The sequence below is a fragment of the Actinoplanes sp. NPDC049681 genome (assembly GCF_044465265.1).
Lineage (GTDB): Bacteria > Actinomycetota > Actinomycetes > Mycobacteriales > Micromonosporaceae > Actinoplanes.
Window position 1 is genome coordinate 475384 of sequence record NZ_JBITLP010000001.1, and the last position, 16165, is coordinate 491548.

12 protein-coding genes are annotated in these 16165 nt (G+C 69.7%); 8 read left to right on the plus strand and 4 right to left on the minus strand.

Annotated features, from left to right (window positions below):
* Positions 1-16 precede the first annotated feature (16 nt).
* The 8 genes from ACIBO8_RS02240 (at position 17) to ACIBO8_RS02275 (ending at position 11302) form a co-directional block, all read left to right on the plus strand.
* Complete coding sequence (locus ACIBO8_RS02240; RefSeq protein ID WP_396113258.1) at positions 17-3223, plus strand: DNA polymerase III subunit gamma and tau; 3207 nt, start codon at positions 17-19, stop codon at positions 3221-3223.
* A 96-nt stretch (positions 3224-3319) separates the two neighbouring features.
* A complete protein-coding gene (locus tag ACIBO8_RS02245; RefSeq protein WP_364700107.1) occupies positions 3320-3628 on the plus strand; it encodes a YbaB/EbfC family nucleoid-associated protein in 309 nt (102 codons plus the stop codon).
* A 4-nt stretch (positions 3629-3632) separates the two neighbouring features.
* Positions 3633-4226, plus strand: a complete 594-nt coding sequence (gene recR, locus ACIBO8_RS02250) for a recombination mediator RecR (RefSeq protein WP_396113259.1) — start codon at positions 3633-3635, stop codon at positions 4224-4226.
* Positions 4227-5182: 956 nt separating this feature from the next.
* Entirely contained in the window at positions 5183-6190 is a 1008-nt protein-coding gene (locus ACIBO8_RS02255) for an ABC transporter permease (RefSeq protein ID WP_396113260.1), read from the plus strand.
* A gap of 85 nt (positions 6191-6275) precedes the next feature.
* Positions 6276-8045, plus strand: a complete 1770-nt coding sequence (locus ACIBO8_RS02260) for an ABC transporter substrate-binding protein (RefSeq protein WP_396113261.1) — start codon at positions 6276-6278, stop codon at positions 8043-8045.
* Positions 8046-8164: 119 nt separating this feature from the next.
* On the plus strand, positions 8165-9166 hold the full coding sequence (locus ACIBO8_RS02265; RefSeq protein ID WP_396113262.1) for an ABC transporter permease: 1002 nt from the start codon (positions 8165-8167) through the stop codon (positions 9164-9166).
* Between the two features lie 10 nt (positions 9167-9176).
* Positions 9177-10244, plus strand: coding sequence for an ABC transporter ATP-binding protein (locus ACIBO8_RS02270; protein ID WP_396113263.1), 1068 nt, complete (start codon positions 9177-9179; stop codon positions 10242-10244).
* 20 nt (positions 10245-10264) lie between these two features.
* Positions 10265-11302, plus strand: a complete 1038-nt coding sequence (locus ACIBO8_RS02275; protein WP_396113264.1) for an ABC transporter ATP-binding protein — start codon at positions 10265-10267, stop codon at positions 11300-11302.
* A 118-nt stretch (positions 11303-11420) separates the two neighbouring features.
* Here the strand turns inward: ACIBO8_RS02275 and ACIBO8_RS02280 are convergent, their stop codons facing one another.
* The 4 genes from ACIBO8_RS02280 to leuA all read right to left on the minus strand — a co-directional run bounded on the left by ACIBO8_RS02280 (position 11421) and on the right by leuA (position 16135).
* Positions 11421-13079, minus strand: a complete 1659-nt coding sequence (locus tag ACIBO8_RS02280) for a beta-N-acetylhexosaminidase (RefSeq protein ID WP_396113265.1) — start codon at positions 13077-13079, stop codon at positions 11421-11423.
* A 59-nt stretch (positions 13080-13138) separates the two neighbouring features.
* On the minus strand, positions 13139-13462 hold the full coding sequence (locus ACIBO8_RS02285) for a hypothetical protein (RefSeq protein ID WP_396113266.1): 324 nt from the start codon (positions 13460-13462) through the stop codon (positions 13139-13141).
* On the minus strand, positions 13459-14127 hold the full coding sequence (locus tag ACIBO8_RS02290) for an HNH endonuclease family protein (protein WP_396113267.1): 669 nt from the start codon (positions 14125-14127) through the stop codon (positions 13459-13461). Before ACIBO8_RS02290 ends, ACIBO8_RS02285 begins: the two co-directional genes overlap by 4 nt.
* 268 nt (positions 14128-14395) lie before the next feature.
* Positions 14396-16135, minus strand: coding sequence for a 2-isopropylmalate synthase (gene leuA, locus ACIBO8_RS02295; protein WP_396113268.1), 1740 nt, complete (start codon positions 16133-16135; stop codon positions 14396-14398).
* Between the last annotated feature and the right edge of the window lie 30 nt (positions 16136-16165).

Here is a 16165-nt window from a genome sequence, read left to right on the forward strand (position 1 = left end):
TCAGGAGGAGGCAGGAGTGGCACTGGCCCTCTACCGCAAGTACAGGCCTCGCACGTTTGCCGAGGTCATCGGGCAGGAGCACGTCACCGAGCCGCTGTCGCAGGCGTTGCGCAGCGGGCGGCTGCACCACGCCTATCTGTTCTCCGGACCACGCGGCTGCGGCAAGACCTCCAGCGCGCGCATCCTGGCCCGGTCGCTCAACTGTGAGCAGGGTCCCACTCCGGAGCCGTGCGGCGCCTGCGGTTCCTGCAAGTCGCTGGCCAACGACGGCGCCGGATCGATCGACGTCATCGAGATCGACGCGGCCAGCCACGGCGGTGTCGACGACGCGCGGGAGCTGCGGGAGAAGGCGTTCTTCGCGCCCGCCAACAGCCGCTACAAGATCTATGTCATCGACGAGGCCCACATGGTCTCGTCGGCCGGCTTCAACGCGCTGCTCAAGCTCGTCGAGGAGCCGCCGGACTACGTCAAGTTCATCTTCGCCACGACCGAGCCGGAGAAGGTGCTCGGCACGATCCGGTCGCGCACCCATCACTACCCGTTCCGGCTGATCCCGCCGGCGACGCTCCGGCCGTACCTGCAGCAGTTGACCGAGGCCGAGGGCGTCCACATCGATCCGGCGGTCTTTCCCCTGGTCGTCCGGGCGGGCGGCGGCAGCGCCCGGGACACCCTCTCGGTGCTCGACCAGCTCATCGCCGGCGCCGGTCCCGAGGGCGTCGGCTACGCCCGCGCGGTGGCCCTGCTCGGCGTCACCGACGTCGCCCTCATCGACGAGATGTGCGACGCACTGGCCGCCGGCGACGGCGCCGCGGCATACCAGACCATCGACCGCGTCGCCGAAGCCGGCCACGACCCGCGCCGCTTCGCCTCCGACCTGCTCGAGCGGTTCCGCGACCTGATCGTGCTCCAGCAAGTCCCCGACGCGATCACCAAGGGCCTGATCGACGGCCCGGCCGACCAGCTCGACCAGATGGGCGCCCAGGCCACCCGCCTCGGCCCGGCAACCCTCTCCCGCTGCGCGGACATCGTGCACAACGGCCTGGTGGAAATGCGCGGCACGACGGCCCCGCGGCTGCTGCTCGAGCTGATCACAGCCCGCATGCTCCTCCCCGGCGCCGACGACTCCAGCGGTGCGCTGCTCCAGCGGTTGGAGCGCATGGAGCGGCGGCTCACCCTCACTTCAGACCACGATCCGGTACGCGCGGAGCACCCGTCCCCGTCCGCAGCGCCATCCGCGAGCGGCGCCGAAACGTCGGGCCTGTCGGCGGCGCGCGCGGCAGCGGCGGCGGCCAGCCGTCGGGCGCCTGCTTCGGCGGGGGCTGCTGAACCGGGGTCTTCGGAGCCGGTGGCGGGTGGCATTGCCGAGTCCTCGCCCGAGCCGGCGGTTTCCGGCGCGGCGCCGGTTTCTCCTGCCGCTGCTGCTACGCCTTCGTCTGAGTCGACGGCAACCGCGGCGTCGCCGGAAGCCGCTGCCGATTCTTCGGCCGCTTCATTCGCGCCCGCTTCCGATGTCTCAAGTTCGGCGTCGTCGGCGCCGCGGGTTGCGTCGTCGGTTCACGTCTCCGATGCGGTCATCGACGCTCCGGCTGCTGCCATGCCGTCCTCCAGCGGCCACACGGGATCGGCGAATTCGGGGATCGCAGCGCCGGCCCCTGCCTCGGCGGTGTCTGCCTCGGTATCGCCCCCGTCTGATCCTGTTTCGCCTGCACCTGCGGCAGATCCCGCTGGGGTGGTTTCGGCTGGGCCGGTTTCGGGTGCGCCAGGTTCAGCTGGGCTGGGTTCGGCCGGGCTGGGTTCGGCCGCATCGGGTTCGTCGGCGCCGGAGCCGCGTCGGGCCGAGGCGCGTCGGGTCGAGCCTGCCGGGATCATGCCGGACGTTCCCGAGGATCCCGGCGTCGTCGACGCCGTTCCCGGTCAGCTCTCCGCCGCCTCGATCCGCGAGGTGTGGCCGGAGATCATGGTGGCCGTCGGGCGGAAGAGCAAGAAGATCGCCGCGCTGGCTCAGGGCGCCACGGTCCGTGATCTCGAGGGGCAGACCGTCGTCCTGACGTTCCGCTTCCCGGCCCACGCGCGGATGGTCGCCGCCGAGCCGCAGCTCATCTCCGACGCGCTCTACGAGGCGCTCGGGGGACGGTGGCAGATCCGGTGCGACGTTGCGGGCGAGGGCGGCCCTTCCCAGGGTTCCGGTGGGCGTCCCGCACCCCGGGGACCGCAAGGTGGTGGGGGTCCCGCTCCTCGCGGGCCACAGGACTCGGGCCCCGGGCAGACCCGGCCGGCGCGGGACGAGGGCGGGGAGCAGCGGACGCCGGCTCAGGCGCGTACCGGATCGGGGGCCTCCGCACGGCAGACCGCGACCGCACCGCAGAGCTCGGCCGACGAGGAGGATGACGGAGGCTGGCCGGAGCCCGTCAAACCCGGCGGCCTCGCGGCCCCGGCGGTCCCCCCGGCCGCCGACTCGTCGGCGACCCTCGCGGCGGATGACGAGGACTGGCCCGAGCCGGCCCGGCCGGGGCACATGAGCGCGGACGAGTCGGTTCCGGGCCCGGCCCAGAGCGCCGGTCGTCCCGCGGTGCCGGAGGCTCGGACGGTTCCTCGCAATGACGCGCCGGGTGCGGCGGTCGACTCCGGGGGAAGCGCACCGAACGTCGGAGGTGTTGCTGTCGCCGCTGGTTCAGCGAATGGTGCTGTCGCGGCCGGCTCCGCGGGGGACAGTGCACCGAGCCGGGGCATCGCGGCTGCCCGAGCGGCTGCTGCCCGGGGTGCGGCGCCCGCCGGCGTCCGGTCCGGTCCCCAGCCCTCGGCGGCCGGCGGCGTGGTCGTCGGTCCTGCAGGCGGCGCGGGCGTTGCCGTCCGCCCCGGTGCCGCGGGTGGCGTGGCTGCTCGACCGGGTGCTGCCGGTGGCGTGGCTGCTCGACCGGGTGCCGCAGGTGGCGGTCTTGCTCGGCCCGGCGCCGCAGGCGGTGCGGTGGGAGGCGCGGCCGGCGCTGCCGCGAACGCCGGAGGCGCGTGGTCCGATGGTTCCCCGACGGAGGAAGCGCCGTACGACCCCGAGTACGACGGTCCCGTCCGGGGGGCCGACGGGGCGTCGTGGGAGGGGTTCGATCCCGGTGACGAGCCGCTCGACGACGTGATCGACGAGAAGACCGCGCGGCAGAGCAGTGAGCAGCAGGCCGTGCGGCTGCTTCAGGAGGCCTTCGGGGCCGAGAAGATCAGCGAGTCCTGACCCGGCTCCCCGGGTACGGGGCCGCGCGCGGGACAATGGACCGGACTACCCCCCTTGACTGAGGAGTGACGAATGCGCCCCGGTGGACAGCCGAACATGCAGCAGATCATGAAGCAGGCGCAGAAGATGCAGCAGCAGGTCGCGCAGGCGCAGGCCGAGCTGGCCGCGGCCGAGCTGACCGGCACCGCCGGCGGTGGCCTCGTGACGGTGGTCGTGACCGGGCTGGGTGAGTTCAAGTCCGTGAAGATCGACCCCAAGGCCGTCGACGCCGACGACGTCGAGACGCTGGAGGACCTGGTGCTCGCGGCGATCCACAATGCCGCCGAGGCGCAGCGTGAGCTCACCGAGCAGAAGATGGGCCCGGCCACCGGCGGTCTCGGCGGCCTGACCCTGCCGGGGTTCTGAGTCCGTGTACGAAGGCGCCATCCAGGACCTGATCGACGAGCTGGGACGGCTCCCGGGCGTCGGCCCGAAGAGCGCCCAGCGGATCGCGTTCCACGTCCTCTCCGCCGACCCCGCCGACGTCAACCGGCTGGCCACCGCCCTGCGCAAGGTGAAGGAGCTGGTCCGCTTCTGCACGACCTGCTTCAACGTGGCCGAGTCGGAGCAGTGCCGGGTCTGCCGCGACTCCCGGCGTACGAACGAGGTGCTCTGCGTCGTCGAGGAACCCAAGGACGTCGTCGCGATCGAGCGCACCGGCGAGTTCCGCGGCCGGTACCACGTCCTGGGTGGCGCCATCAATCCGCTCGAGGGCATCGGCCCCGACAACCTGCGCATCCGTGAGCTGCTCGTCCGGCTGGGCACGGGCGAGGTCAAGGAGTTGATCCTCGCCACGGACCCGAACACCGAGGGCGAGGCGACGGCCACTTACCTCGCGCTGATGGTGAAGCCCATGGGTATCGCGGTGACCCGGCTCGCTAGTGGCCTTCCGGTCGGTGGCGACCTGGAGTACGCCGACGAGATCACGCTCGGCAGGGCCTTCGAAGGGCGCCGCGCCGTCTGACGACCGTTGCCGACCGGACGCCGGGCCGGTGCCACGCATCTCGGGTCTAGCGCGCGGGACGGGGCCGCGGGTGGCGGCCGGAAGACGGTGCGGCGGCCGCAGCACGCGGGGCGCGGCCGAGCACGGAGCGCGGGCCGCCAGGACCACACGTCTGACTCGGCGCGCGGCCGGGTACCCGCCCGAAATGCCGGGACGGGCAAGGGGCCGAGATGCCGGCGGGCACCGATTGACGATGGGGCCGCGTATCGGCCGGAGATGCCGGCGCGCGGGGCATCGGCTTGGAACGCCCGGTCCGTCCCCAGAACGCCCGCACCGCGAAGCCGCACCGACCCGACGGCGACCTCGCCGACGGGCCGAGAACCGCACTGACACCGCCCCCAGATCACCGGTGACCGAGCCGAAACTCGCGGCCGTCAGAACCAGCCGCTGTCCGAAAGCAACAGTGACGACGCGACAACCCCCGACCCGGCCGCCCCCGCGTCGTCCGAACGGTCCGTAGTGACTCCCCAACCCATCCCTCGGCCGGATGACACCGCCTCCACCCATCAGTCAAGTGTTCGCGGCGTCACTCTTTCATCGTCGCAAACCGGTCTCTTTTGCCCGGTTTCACCTGCTTCTCGGCCTTGTACCCGGTAGTTTTCCGTCTTGGCGGGCGCCTAGGTCACGGTCACATCACGGGCGAGACACGGAAGCTACCGAGAGCTGGCGACAGCCTTGACCGCACACCCGCCGTAGGTGAATGTTCCTAACGATGGCGGCACACCCGCCGTCGGCTGCCTCCGCGGCCCGGCCGGACCTGGCCGGTTCTCGGAGGTCGGCACTCGAGGCTTGCGTTAACCGATCGGTTGCCGGAGCGCTGCGGGAGCCATCGCCTCCGGACGAACGGGCCTGTGCCCGCTTGAAGAGGCTTTGGAGCCGTGTGGTGGTCGGCAGCCGGGGAAAGGACCGGCGGTTAGATGTCGATCGGCCCAGAGGCGTCGATTACCGATGAGCGGTCGGCGCCCACCGACGACCCCGCCGACATCCGTGACACCGGCGAGAAGGCGATCGCCGGCCGGTCGCTGAAGCAGATCGCGTGGCGGCGGCTCAAGCGGGACAAGGTTGCGATGGCGGGCGGCATCGTCGTCATCATCTTCGTGATACTCGCGATTCTTTCGCCGGTGCTCGCCCGCCTGTGGGGCCACCCGATCAACGAGTTCCACAACGACACGATCGACCCCACCCTCAGCACGCCGAAGGGCGCGTGGGGCGGCATCAGCAAGGAATTCCTCCTCGGTGTCGAGCCCGTGTCCGGCCGCGACATCTTCACCCGCATCCTGTACGGCGCGCAGACCTCGCTGGTCGTCGCCGTCCTCGCGGCTCTCGTCTCCACCTTCCTCGGCTCGCTCTTCGGACTGGCCGCCGGCTACCTGGGCGGCTGGGTCGACTCGGTGATCAGCCGGGTGATGGACTTCCTGCTCGCGTTCCCGCAGCTGCTCTTCGCGATCGCCCTGGTCTCCGTCCTGCCGCACGAGATTTTCGGGATGGGTGGCCGCTGGTCGCGGGTGCTCGTGCTGATCGTTGTCATCGGGTTCTTCGGGTGGCCGTACATCGGGCGCATCGTGCGTGGACAGACGCTCTCGCTGCGGGAGCGCGAGTTCATCGAAGCCTCGAAGAGCCTCGGTGCGCGGGCGCCGCGCATTCTCTTCCGGGAGCTGCTGCCGAACCTGGCGGCGCCGATCCTCGTCTACACGACGCTGATCATCCCGACGAACATCCTCACCGAGGCCGCCCTCAGCTTCCTGGGCGTCGGCATCCCGCCACCGAACCCGTCGTGGGGCGGGATGATGTCCGACGCGTTGAGCTACTACACGAGCGACCCCATGTACATGATCATTCCGGGCGTCATGATCTTCGTCACCGTACTGGGCTTCAATCTCTTCGGAGACGGCCTGCGGGACGCCCTTGACCCCAAGGCTCGCTGATCGCATCCGTGGTCAGCCGGGTCCTGGTGCACCGTCGCACGGTTCGCGGAGCCGATGGCTCCGTTTCAAGGAGGTAGGAGAACAGGTGGTCAGCAAGACGAGGGTGGTGGCGGCCGCAGGTGTCGCCGTCGCGTTGGGCTTCACCGCCGCGTGCGGCGGCGGGTCCGACAGCGGCAAGGGGGGCAGCGGCTCCGGTAAGAGCGAGTACAACGCGGCGATCACGTCGGTCGTCAACGCGAGCGAGAAGACCGGCGGCACGCTGAACCTGTGGACCGCGCAGGACGCCGACTTCTGGGACCCGGTACGGGGCTACTACGCGTTCGTGTGGAACATGAACCGGCTCTACACCCGCAAGCTGGTCGACTACACCGCCGCACCCGGCAAGGAGGGCCTGAAGCTGGCCCCCGACCTGGCGCAGTCGGACCCGGAGATCAGCGCGGACAAGAAGACGTACACCTTCAAGCTGAAGTCGGGCATCAAGTTCGACGACGGCACCCCGATCACGTCCAAGGACATCAAGTACGGCATCGAGCGCGTCTTCGCGCAGGACGTCGTCCCGGGTGGCCCGACGTACATGATCGAGCAGCTGGACCAGGGCCAGAACTACCCCGGCCCGTACAAGGACACCGACCCGAACAAGCTGGGTCTGAAGTCGGTCCAGACGCCGGACGACTCCACCATCATCTTCAAGCTGGCCAAGCCGTTCGCGGACTTCCCGTACCTGCTGGCCATGCCGGGCTCGGGCCCGGTCCCGCAGAAGCGTGACACCGGCGCGAAGTACACCTCGAAGCCGGCGTCCTCCGGCCCGTACATGATGTCGGAGTACCTGCCCGGCAAGAGCGTCAAGTTCGTGCGCAACCCCAACTGGGACAAGAGCACGGACACGATCCGCAAGGCGCTGCCGGACGCGATCAACGTGACGATCACGACCAACGCCGAGGACATGGACTCGCGCCTGATCGCCGGCACGGCCGACCTCGACATCGGCCAGACCGGTGTGCAGACCAAGGCCCGCGCCGAGATCCTGCAGGACCCGAAGAAGAAGGCGAACTCGGACGCGCCGGCCACCGGCTTCATCCGGTACGCCGCGTTCTCCACCAAGGTCGCGCCGTTCGACAACGTCGACTGCCGCAAGGCCGCGATCTACGCGTCCGACCCGACCGCGCTGCAGACCGCTCGTGGCGGCCCGGTGGCCGGTGGTGACATCGGCACGAACATGCTGCCCCCGAACATCGGTGGCTCCGACCCGGCGTACGACCCGTACGGCCGCGCGCAGGGCAAGCCGCAGGTGGACAAGGCCAAGCAGGCGCTGGCCGCGTGTGGCAAGCCGAACGGCTTCAACACGATCATCGCCGTCCGCAACAACAAGCCGGCCGAGGTCAAGACCGCCGAGTCGCTGCAGGCCTCGCTGGGCGCCGTGGGCATCAAGGCCACCATCGAGCAGTACGACGGCTCGCAGGTCGCGTCCGTCGTCGGTGCGCCGGACAACGTCCACAAGAAGGGCTACGGCATCATGATCGCCGGCTGGGGCGCCGACTGGCCGTCCGGCACCGGCTACCTGCAGGCTCTGGTGGACAGCCGCTTCATTCAGAAGAACGGCAACTACAACCTGGCCGAGGTCTCCGACCCCTCGATCGACGGACTGTTCGACCAGGCCGCCACCGAGACCGACCTGACCAAGGCGCAGGACATCTACAAGCAGATCAACCAGAAGACCATGGAAGGCGCGTACTACCTGCCGTTCGTGTTCGACAAGGCGCTCAACTACCGCAACCCGCGGCTGACGAACGTCTACATCCACGACGCGTTCGGCATGGTCGACTTCCAGGCCCTCGGCGTCAGCGACGGCAAGTAGAAATTTCCCGCCCGAACAAGTAGTAACGGGTAGATCGAAGGGCAGGTGAAGGCCGCCCACGGTGGGCGGGCGTCGGTTCCGCGAGGAATCGACGCCCGTCCGCTGTTCGGCCGAACGTCGTGCTGGCATACCTCATCAGGCGGATCGTCAACGCCGTGATCACTCTGCTGGTGGTCACGCTGGTGACCTTCGGCATCTTCTTCATGGTTCCCAAGATCACCGGCAGCGACCCGGCGCTGCTCTACATCGGCAAGACCGCCGACGCCGTGTCGCTCGAGGGCATCCGCACGAAGCTCGGTCTCGACGACCCGATCCTGGTCCAGTACGGCAAGTTCCTGAAGGGCCTTGCGGTCGGCCGCGACTACTCCAACGGCACCGACGTGACGCACTGCGACGCGCCCTGCCTGGGGTACTCGTTCAAGACCGAGCAGGAGGTCACCCCGCTGCTCCTCAGCGACATCCCGGTGACGTTGTCGCTGGCGATCGGCGCTGCGGTGCTGTGGGTCCTCATGGGCGTGGGCACCGGTGTGCTCTCCGCCCTTCGAAGAGGCAGCTTCCTCGACAGGGCGGCGATGACCGGTGCACTGGCCGGCGTCTCGCTGCCCATCTACTTCACCGGCCAGCTCGCCCTGCTGATCTTCGTCTACTGGCTGGGCTGGCTACCGGACGCCGCGTACACGCCGTTCACCGAGGACCCGGCGGCGTGGTTCGGCGGGCTGATCCTGCCCTGGGTCACCCTGGCGTTCCTGTTCGCGGCGACCTACGCCCGGCTCACCCGGGCCAACATGCTGGAGACGCTCGGCGAGGACTACATCCGTACGGCCCGTTCGAAGGGTCTGCCGGAACGTACGGTCATCGGCAAGCATGCCCTGCGCTCCGGCCTCACCCCCCTGATCACGATCTTCGGCCTCGACTTCGGTGCCCTGCTGGCCGGCGCGATCCTCACCGAGCAGGTCTTCAACCTGCGCGGCCTGGGCTACCAGGCGCTCCAGGGGATCCGGCAGAGCGATCTGCCGGTGATCCTGGGCGTGACGCTGCTCGCCGCGATCTTCATCGTGGTCATCAACCTCATCGTCGACCTGCTCTACAGCGTGATCGACCCGCGCGTACGGCTGGGCTGAGGAGAGAACCATGTCGACAGACTCCCTCGCGGGCCGCACGCTGCCGGGCGACCGCGGCACCCGGCCGTTCCTCGAGGTCAAGGACCTCACTGTCCGCTTCGAGACGGACGACGGCATCGTCCAGGCCGTCAGCAACTCGTCCTTCGCGGTCGAGCGCGGCAAGACCCTCGGCATCGTCGGTGAGTCCGGCTCCGGCAAGAGCGTCACCTCGCTCGCCGTGCTGGGCCTGCACCGTACGCGCAGCAACGCCAAGGTCTCCGGCCAGATCTGGCTGGACGACCAGGAGCTGGTCACCGCCGACGACGAGCAGGTGCGTAAGCTGCGCGGCGGCAAGATGGCCATGATCTTCCAGGACCCGCTGAGCGCGATGCACCCGTTCTACACGGTGGGTGCGCAGATCGTGGAGGCGTACCGGGTGCACAACCCGAAGGCGTCCAGGAAGGAAGCCCGGGAGCGCGCGATCGACATGCTCGCCCGGGTCGGCATCCCGCAGCCCGAGCGGCGCTTCAACGAGTACGGCCACCAGTTCTCCGGCGGTATGCGCCAGCGGGCGATGATCGCGATGGCGCTGGTGAACAACCCGTACCTGCTGATCGCGGACGAGCCGACGACGGCGCTCGACGTGACCGTGCAGGCGCAGATCCTCGACCTGATCCGCGACCTGCAGGAGGAGTTCGGCTCCGCGGTCATCATGATCACTCACGACCTCGGCGTGGTGGCGGAGCTGGCCGACGACGTCGTGGTCATGTACGGCGGCAAGATCATCGAGCGGGGCCCGGCCGCCGCGGTGTTCCACGAACCGCAGCACCCGTACACCTGGGGTCTGCTGGGGTCGATGCCCCGCCTCGACCGTGAGGTGCGCGACCGGCTCACGCCGGTGAAGGGCACCCCGCCCAGCCTGATCAACCTGCCGTCCGGCTGCGCCTTCCACCCCCGCTGCCCGTACGCGGGCCGCAACGGTGACCGGTCCTTCACCGACGTCCCGGAGCTGCGCGGAGGAGTGCACGCGGTGGCGTGTCACCTGCCGGCCGAGGACCGCAAGACGATCTTCGAGCAGGAAGTCGCTCCGAACCTGTGAGCGGGAGTGGGGAAGAGAAGATGAGCGAGAACCTGCTCGAGGTCAGCGGCCTGGAGATGCACTTCCCGATCACCAAGGGCGTCTTCAAGCGCAGGGTCGGCGCGGTGCGCGCGGTCGACGGGATCGACGTGGCGGTCAAGGCCGGCGAGACGCTCGGCCTGGTCGGCGAGTCCGGCTGCGGCAAGTCCACGACCGGCCGCCTGATGACCCGCATCCTCGAGCCCACCGGCGGCAAGGTGATCTTCGAGGGCCGCGACGTCAGCCACGTCGGCCAGTCGGGCCTGCGTCCGCTCCGCCGCGACGTCCAGATGATCTTCCAGGACCCGTACTCGTCGCTGAACCCGCGGCACACGGTCGGCTCGATCATCTCGGCGCCGCTGCAGATCCAGAACATGCCGACCCCGAACGGCCTCAAGCGGGCGGTGCAGGACCTGCTCAAGCTGGTCGGCCTCAACCCCGAGCACTACAACCGCTACCCGCACGAGTTCTCCGGCGGTCAGCGGCAGCGCATCGGGATCGCCCGCGCGCTCGCGCTGCGGCCGAAGCTGATCGTCGCGGACGAGCCGGTCTCCGCCCTCGACGTGTCGATCCAGGCCCAGGTCGTGAACCTCCTCGACGACCTTCAGCGGGAGTTCGACCTCACGTACGTGTTCATCGCGCACGACCTGTCGGTGGTCCGGCACATCTCCGACCGGGTCGCGGTCATGTACCTGGGCAAGATCGTCGAGATCGCCGACCGGAACGAGCTCTACCGCAGCCCGCGGCACCCGTACACGGTCGCTCTGATGTCGGCCGTCCCGGTTCCGGACCCCGCGCGCCGCGACCGGGCCCAGCGGGAGCGGGTCCTGCTGACCGGCGATGTCCCGAGCCCGATCAACCCGCCGTCGGGGTGCCGCTTCCGAACCCGTTGCTGGAAGGCGCAGGAGATCTGCGCGACCGAGGAGCCGCCGCTGGTCGCTCGGCTCGACGACCCGGCCTCGCACCAGACGGCCTGCCACTTCCCGGTCGTCGAGGACGAGGCCGTTGCGGGGCGCCGGCCCGCGGGTGCGTCCGCCTGAGGACCAAGATCAAGAGCTTCATGTCGTAGCTCGGTGGGTGGTGCGGACCGCAACTCCCGTCGAGGCCGGGCGGGGGCCCAGCTGACGCTGGCCCTCGCCCTTCATTCTGCGTGAGTGGCTAACCCCAATTGATCTGTGGCGACGGATAGAAGTTCACGTTTTGCCGCGTCCACCGCGGGCCGTAGGCGCCGAGGCGGGTCCGGAAGGATTCCCAGTCGTGGTTCGAAGCCGGTGACCAGCCCAGTTCCGCGATGGCCGGCAGGCGCGGGAACGCCATGAACTCGATGTCGTCGAGGCTGCGCAACGTCTCCGACCACAGCGGCGCCTCGACGCCGAGGATCGCGGGCTCGCCCACCCCGGTCACGCGGGTGGCCGGATCCCATTCGTACGCCGTCCGCACCTCGATGTAGCCCGCCCAGTCCTGGCCCAGCGGGGTGTTCCGGTCGTACTTCATGTCCAGGTACGCCTTGTTGGCCGGCGACATCACGACCTTGGTGCCGCGGGTGACGGCCGCCGCGACCGTCGCGTTGGTCCTGGCGGTGTCCCAGTACTGGGCGACGGCCGTGGCCGACGCCGGCGACTTGGCGATCTCGTTCCAGCCGTACGCGACCTTGCCGTACTTCGCGACCAGCGGCAGCACCCGCTGCTCGAAGGTCAGGTAGTCGGCCTCCGGGGTGGCGTGCGCCTCGTCCCCGCCGACGTGCAGGTACGGCCCCGGCGTCATCGCGGCCAGCTCGCGGATCACGTCCTCGACGAAGCGGTACGTCGTCTCCGACCCGATGCACAGCGAGCTGTACCCGACCTCGGTGTCCGTACGCGGCGGAGGCGCCACCCCGTCGCAGGTCAACTCCGGGTACGCCACCTGAGCCGCGTTGACGTGGCCCGGCATGTCGATCTCCGGCACGATCGTCACGTACCGGCGGGCCGCGTACCGGATGATCTCTCGGTATTGGCTTTTCGTGAGGAAGCCGGGGCCCTCCCCGTCGACGCCGGTGCCCGGACCGCCGCTGACCGTGGTGAGCTTGGGCCAGCTGTCGATCTGGATGCGCCACCCCTGGTCGTCGGAGAGGTGCAGGTGCAGGTAATTGACCTTGAAGCGGCTGATCTCGTCGATGTAGGCCTTGATCTCGTCCGGCGTGTCGAAGTGCCGGGCCTCGTCGAGCATCGCGCCGCGATAGGCGAACCGCGGGTAGTCCAGGATGCTGCCGCCCGCGATCGTCCACGCACGACGGACGGGCGTCGGCGAGTCGATCTCCTGGGGCAGCAGCTGGAGCAGCGTACGCGTGCCGGCGTAGAGCCCGGCCGGCTCGTTCGCCCGGATCGTGACCCGGCGGGCGTCGACGGTCAACCGGTAGCCCTCGGAGCCGAGCCGGCGGTCATCGGCGCCGAGCAGCAGCGACACGACCGGCAGGCGGCGCGGGGCGACCGGCAGCACGGGCAGCCGGTAGCCGGTCGCCGGGCGCAGGTCGCGGGCCAGTTGCTCGCCGACCGCGCGGGCGGCCCGCGAGCCGGGCTGGGTGCGGATGACGGTCAGCGGCCCGAGCTGGAACGTCGTCCCGGCGGCCGGCGTGACCTGCACCGGCACGGGGATGACGGAACTGAGGGCCGGGGTCCCGCCGGACGGCGACCGCGCGGCGGAACGGTCGGCCATGGCGTGGCCGCCCGCCGCGCTGAAAGACGCCGCGCTGAAGGGCGCGCGTGCGCCGGGCGAGGCGGAAGCGGGGGCGGCGATCAGGGGCAGGCCGAGCGCTGCCGCGGCAAGCAAGCGGGACGTCACGGGTGGGGCCATGCCCGACGCTACAAAGAAATCGGTCTATCTGTAAAGCATCCTCATTGTCATCCCTCGGGGCGGTTGAGGATTCCGACGACGACGGTGTGCACCGCGTCCAGGTCCGCAGGGTCCTTCAAGGCCGCCTTGGCGCCGGTGACCGCGTACCACTCGTCGGCGTCCTTGTACTGGGCACGGACGACGACCTTGCCGTCGGAGAGCTCGGTGCGCAGGGTGAGGTCGCCCGTGATGACGCCGACCTCGTCGGTCATCACGCCGCCCTGACCAGCCGTGATGTCCGTGGTCCTGCTGTCGGCGCCGGCCGGGCTCGCGGCGGCAGGGATCTTGGTGTCGGTCTCGGTCTCGGTGCCGGGGGTGGCGGGGTCGGTCATCTGCAGTTCTCCAGCATGTCGGCCAGCGCGGACTTCTCGGCGGAGGTCACGGTCAACTTCCACCGGGTCTTCACTGCTACCCAGTCCTCGGCGTATTGGCACCAGGAACCGGTCCGCTCGGGCTTCCAGGTCGACGGGTCCTGATCACCCTTCGACCGGTTGGACGAGGCGGAGACCGCGACCAGCTGCGGATCGTCCAGATCGTTGGCGAAGTCCTCACGCTTGCTCGTGGTCCACGAACTCGCGCCCGAACGCCAGGCGTTGGCGAGCGGCACCATGTGGTCGATGTCGACCTTCGCCGGGTCGGTGAGCTTGTCCCCGTCGTACGCGCTGGTCCACGTGCCGGCGACGACGTTGCAGCCGGAGACCTTGACCTTCGTGCCGTCGCGCTTGAGGACGGTGTCACGGACGTCGCAGTTTTCTCCGGTGCTGCGCCAGTGCGGGAACTTGTCACGGCTGTAGCCGCGCATGGAGCCGGACTTGGCGACGGTCAGCTTGGCGAGCCGCTTGCGGGCTTCGTCTCCGTTACGCGTCGAGCTGGTGCCGCCCGACTGCGAGCCGGATCCGGAGTCGGGGACGGTCACCTCGCAGCCGGCGAGGGTGAGGGAGGCGAGCAGGGCGGCGGCGAGGCGCAGGGTCCATCGAGGAGCGGAGCGTGGGGGCACGAATCCAGCGTATGCGCCGTACGCCCGTTTGGCGCCGGTCGTCATCCGTGCCGGATACGTTCCGCGCGCCGCCCGGACGTCACCGGGCGGCGCACGAGTCGCTGGGCGTTCCGCCTGACCGCGCTCTCGTGGAGGCTTCGGCGGAGCGCGACGGGGATCACCCGGTCGTGTCACCTGTTCTCGGGCGCGCGTGACTCTTGTGGGTCACACGGGGCCCGGTGGTCCGCCGCCGGCTCGTGGCCGGCGGCGGCCTGTCGGTTCCGAAGGCTCAGCGGGCGCGGTTGACGGCGCTCGTCACGGCCTTGATCGACGCGGTGACGATGTTCGCGTCGAGCCCGACGCCCCACACCGTGCGGTCGTTGATCTCGCACTCCACATAGGCCGCGGCCTGCGCGTCCTCGCCCGAGGTCAGGGCGTGCTCGGCGTAGTCGAGCACCCGCACCTTGATCCCGAGCGGCTCCAGGGCCTGCACGTACGCGTCGATCGGGCCGTTGCCCAGGCCGACGAGCGGGCGGCGGGTGCCGCGGTGCCGGACCTCCGCGTCGATCTCGACCTTGCCGTCCACCGTGGCCGTCGAGTAGCGCTCGAGCTCGATGACGCCGAACTGCTGGTGATCCACCAGGTACTCGCTCGCGAAGATGTCCCACATCTGCTGCGGGCCGACCTCGCCGCCCTCGGCGTCGGTGACGTGCTGGACCACGCCGGAGAACTCGATCTGCAGCCGGCGCGGCAGGTCGAGCTTGTGCTCCTCCTTCATGATGTACGCCACGCCGCCCTTGCCGGACTGCGAGTTGACCCGGATGACCGCCTCGTACGTGCGGCCCACGTCCTTCGGGTCGATCGGCAGGTAGGGCACGCCCCACGTGAACGCGTCGACGTCGACGCCCGCGTCGGACGCGTCGTCCTGCAGCGCGCTGAGGCCCTTCTTGATCGCGTCCTGGTGCGAGCCCGAGAAGGCGGTGTAGACCAGGTCGCCCACGTACGGGTGGCGCTCGTGCACCGGCAGCTGGTTGCAGTACTCGACCGCGCGCTTGACCTCGTCGATGTCCGAGAAGTCGATCATCGGGTCGATGCCCTGGGAGAACAGGTTCAGGCCCAGCGTGACCAGGTCGACGTTGCCCGTACGCTCGCCGTTGCCGAAGAGGCAGCCCTCGACGCGGTCGGCGCCGGCCAGCACGCCCAGCTCGGCGGCGGCGACGGCGGTGCCCCGGTCGTTGTGCGGGTGCAGGCTCAGGATGATGCTCTCGCGGCGGGGCAGGTGGCGGTGCATCCATTCGATGCTGTCCGCGTACACGTTGGGGGTGGCCATCTCGACGGTCGCCGGCAGGTTGATGATCAGCGGGCGGTCCGGGGTGGGGTCGATCACGTCGATGACCGCCGAGCAGATCTCCAGGGCGTAGTCGAGTTCGGTGCCCGTGTAGGACTCCGGCGAGTACTCGTAGAAGATCTCCGTGTCGGGGGTGTGGATCTCCGCGTACTTCTGGCAGAGCCGCGCCCCGGTGGTCGCGATGTCGGTGATCCCCGCCTTGTCCAGGCCGAAGACGACCCGGCGCTGCAGCGTCGAGGTCGAGTTGTAGAAGTGGACGATCGCGCGCTTGGCGCCGCGGATCGACTCGAACGTGCGGTCGATCAGGTGCTCGCGGCACTGGACCAGCACCTGGATGGTCACGTCGTCCGGGATCAGATCCTGCTCGATGAGCTGACGGACGAAGTCGAAGTCGGTCTGGCTGGCGGCCGGGAAGCCGACCTCGATCTCCTTGTAGCCCATCGCGACGAGCAGGCTGAACATCCGCCGCTTGCGCTCGGGGGACATCGGGTCGATCAAGGCCTGGTTTCCGTCGCGCAGGTCGACCGCGCACCACCGCGGGGCAGCCTCGATGCGCCGCGACGGCCACTGCCGATCCGGCAGGTCGACGGCGAACTGTTGCTGGTAGGGGGTGTAGCGCTGGAACGGCATCCGGCTGGGGCGCTGCCGGGCGATCGGATCGACGGTTACGTCGCTGGACATGCGAGCTCCTACAGGAGGTTGGTCAGTTCA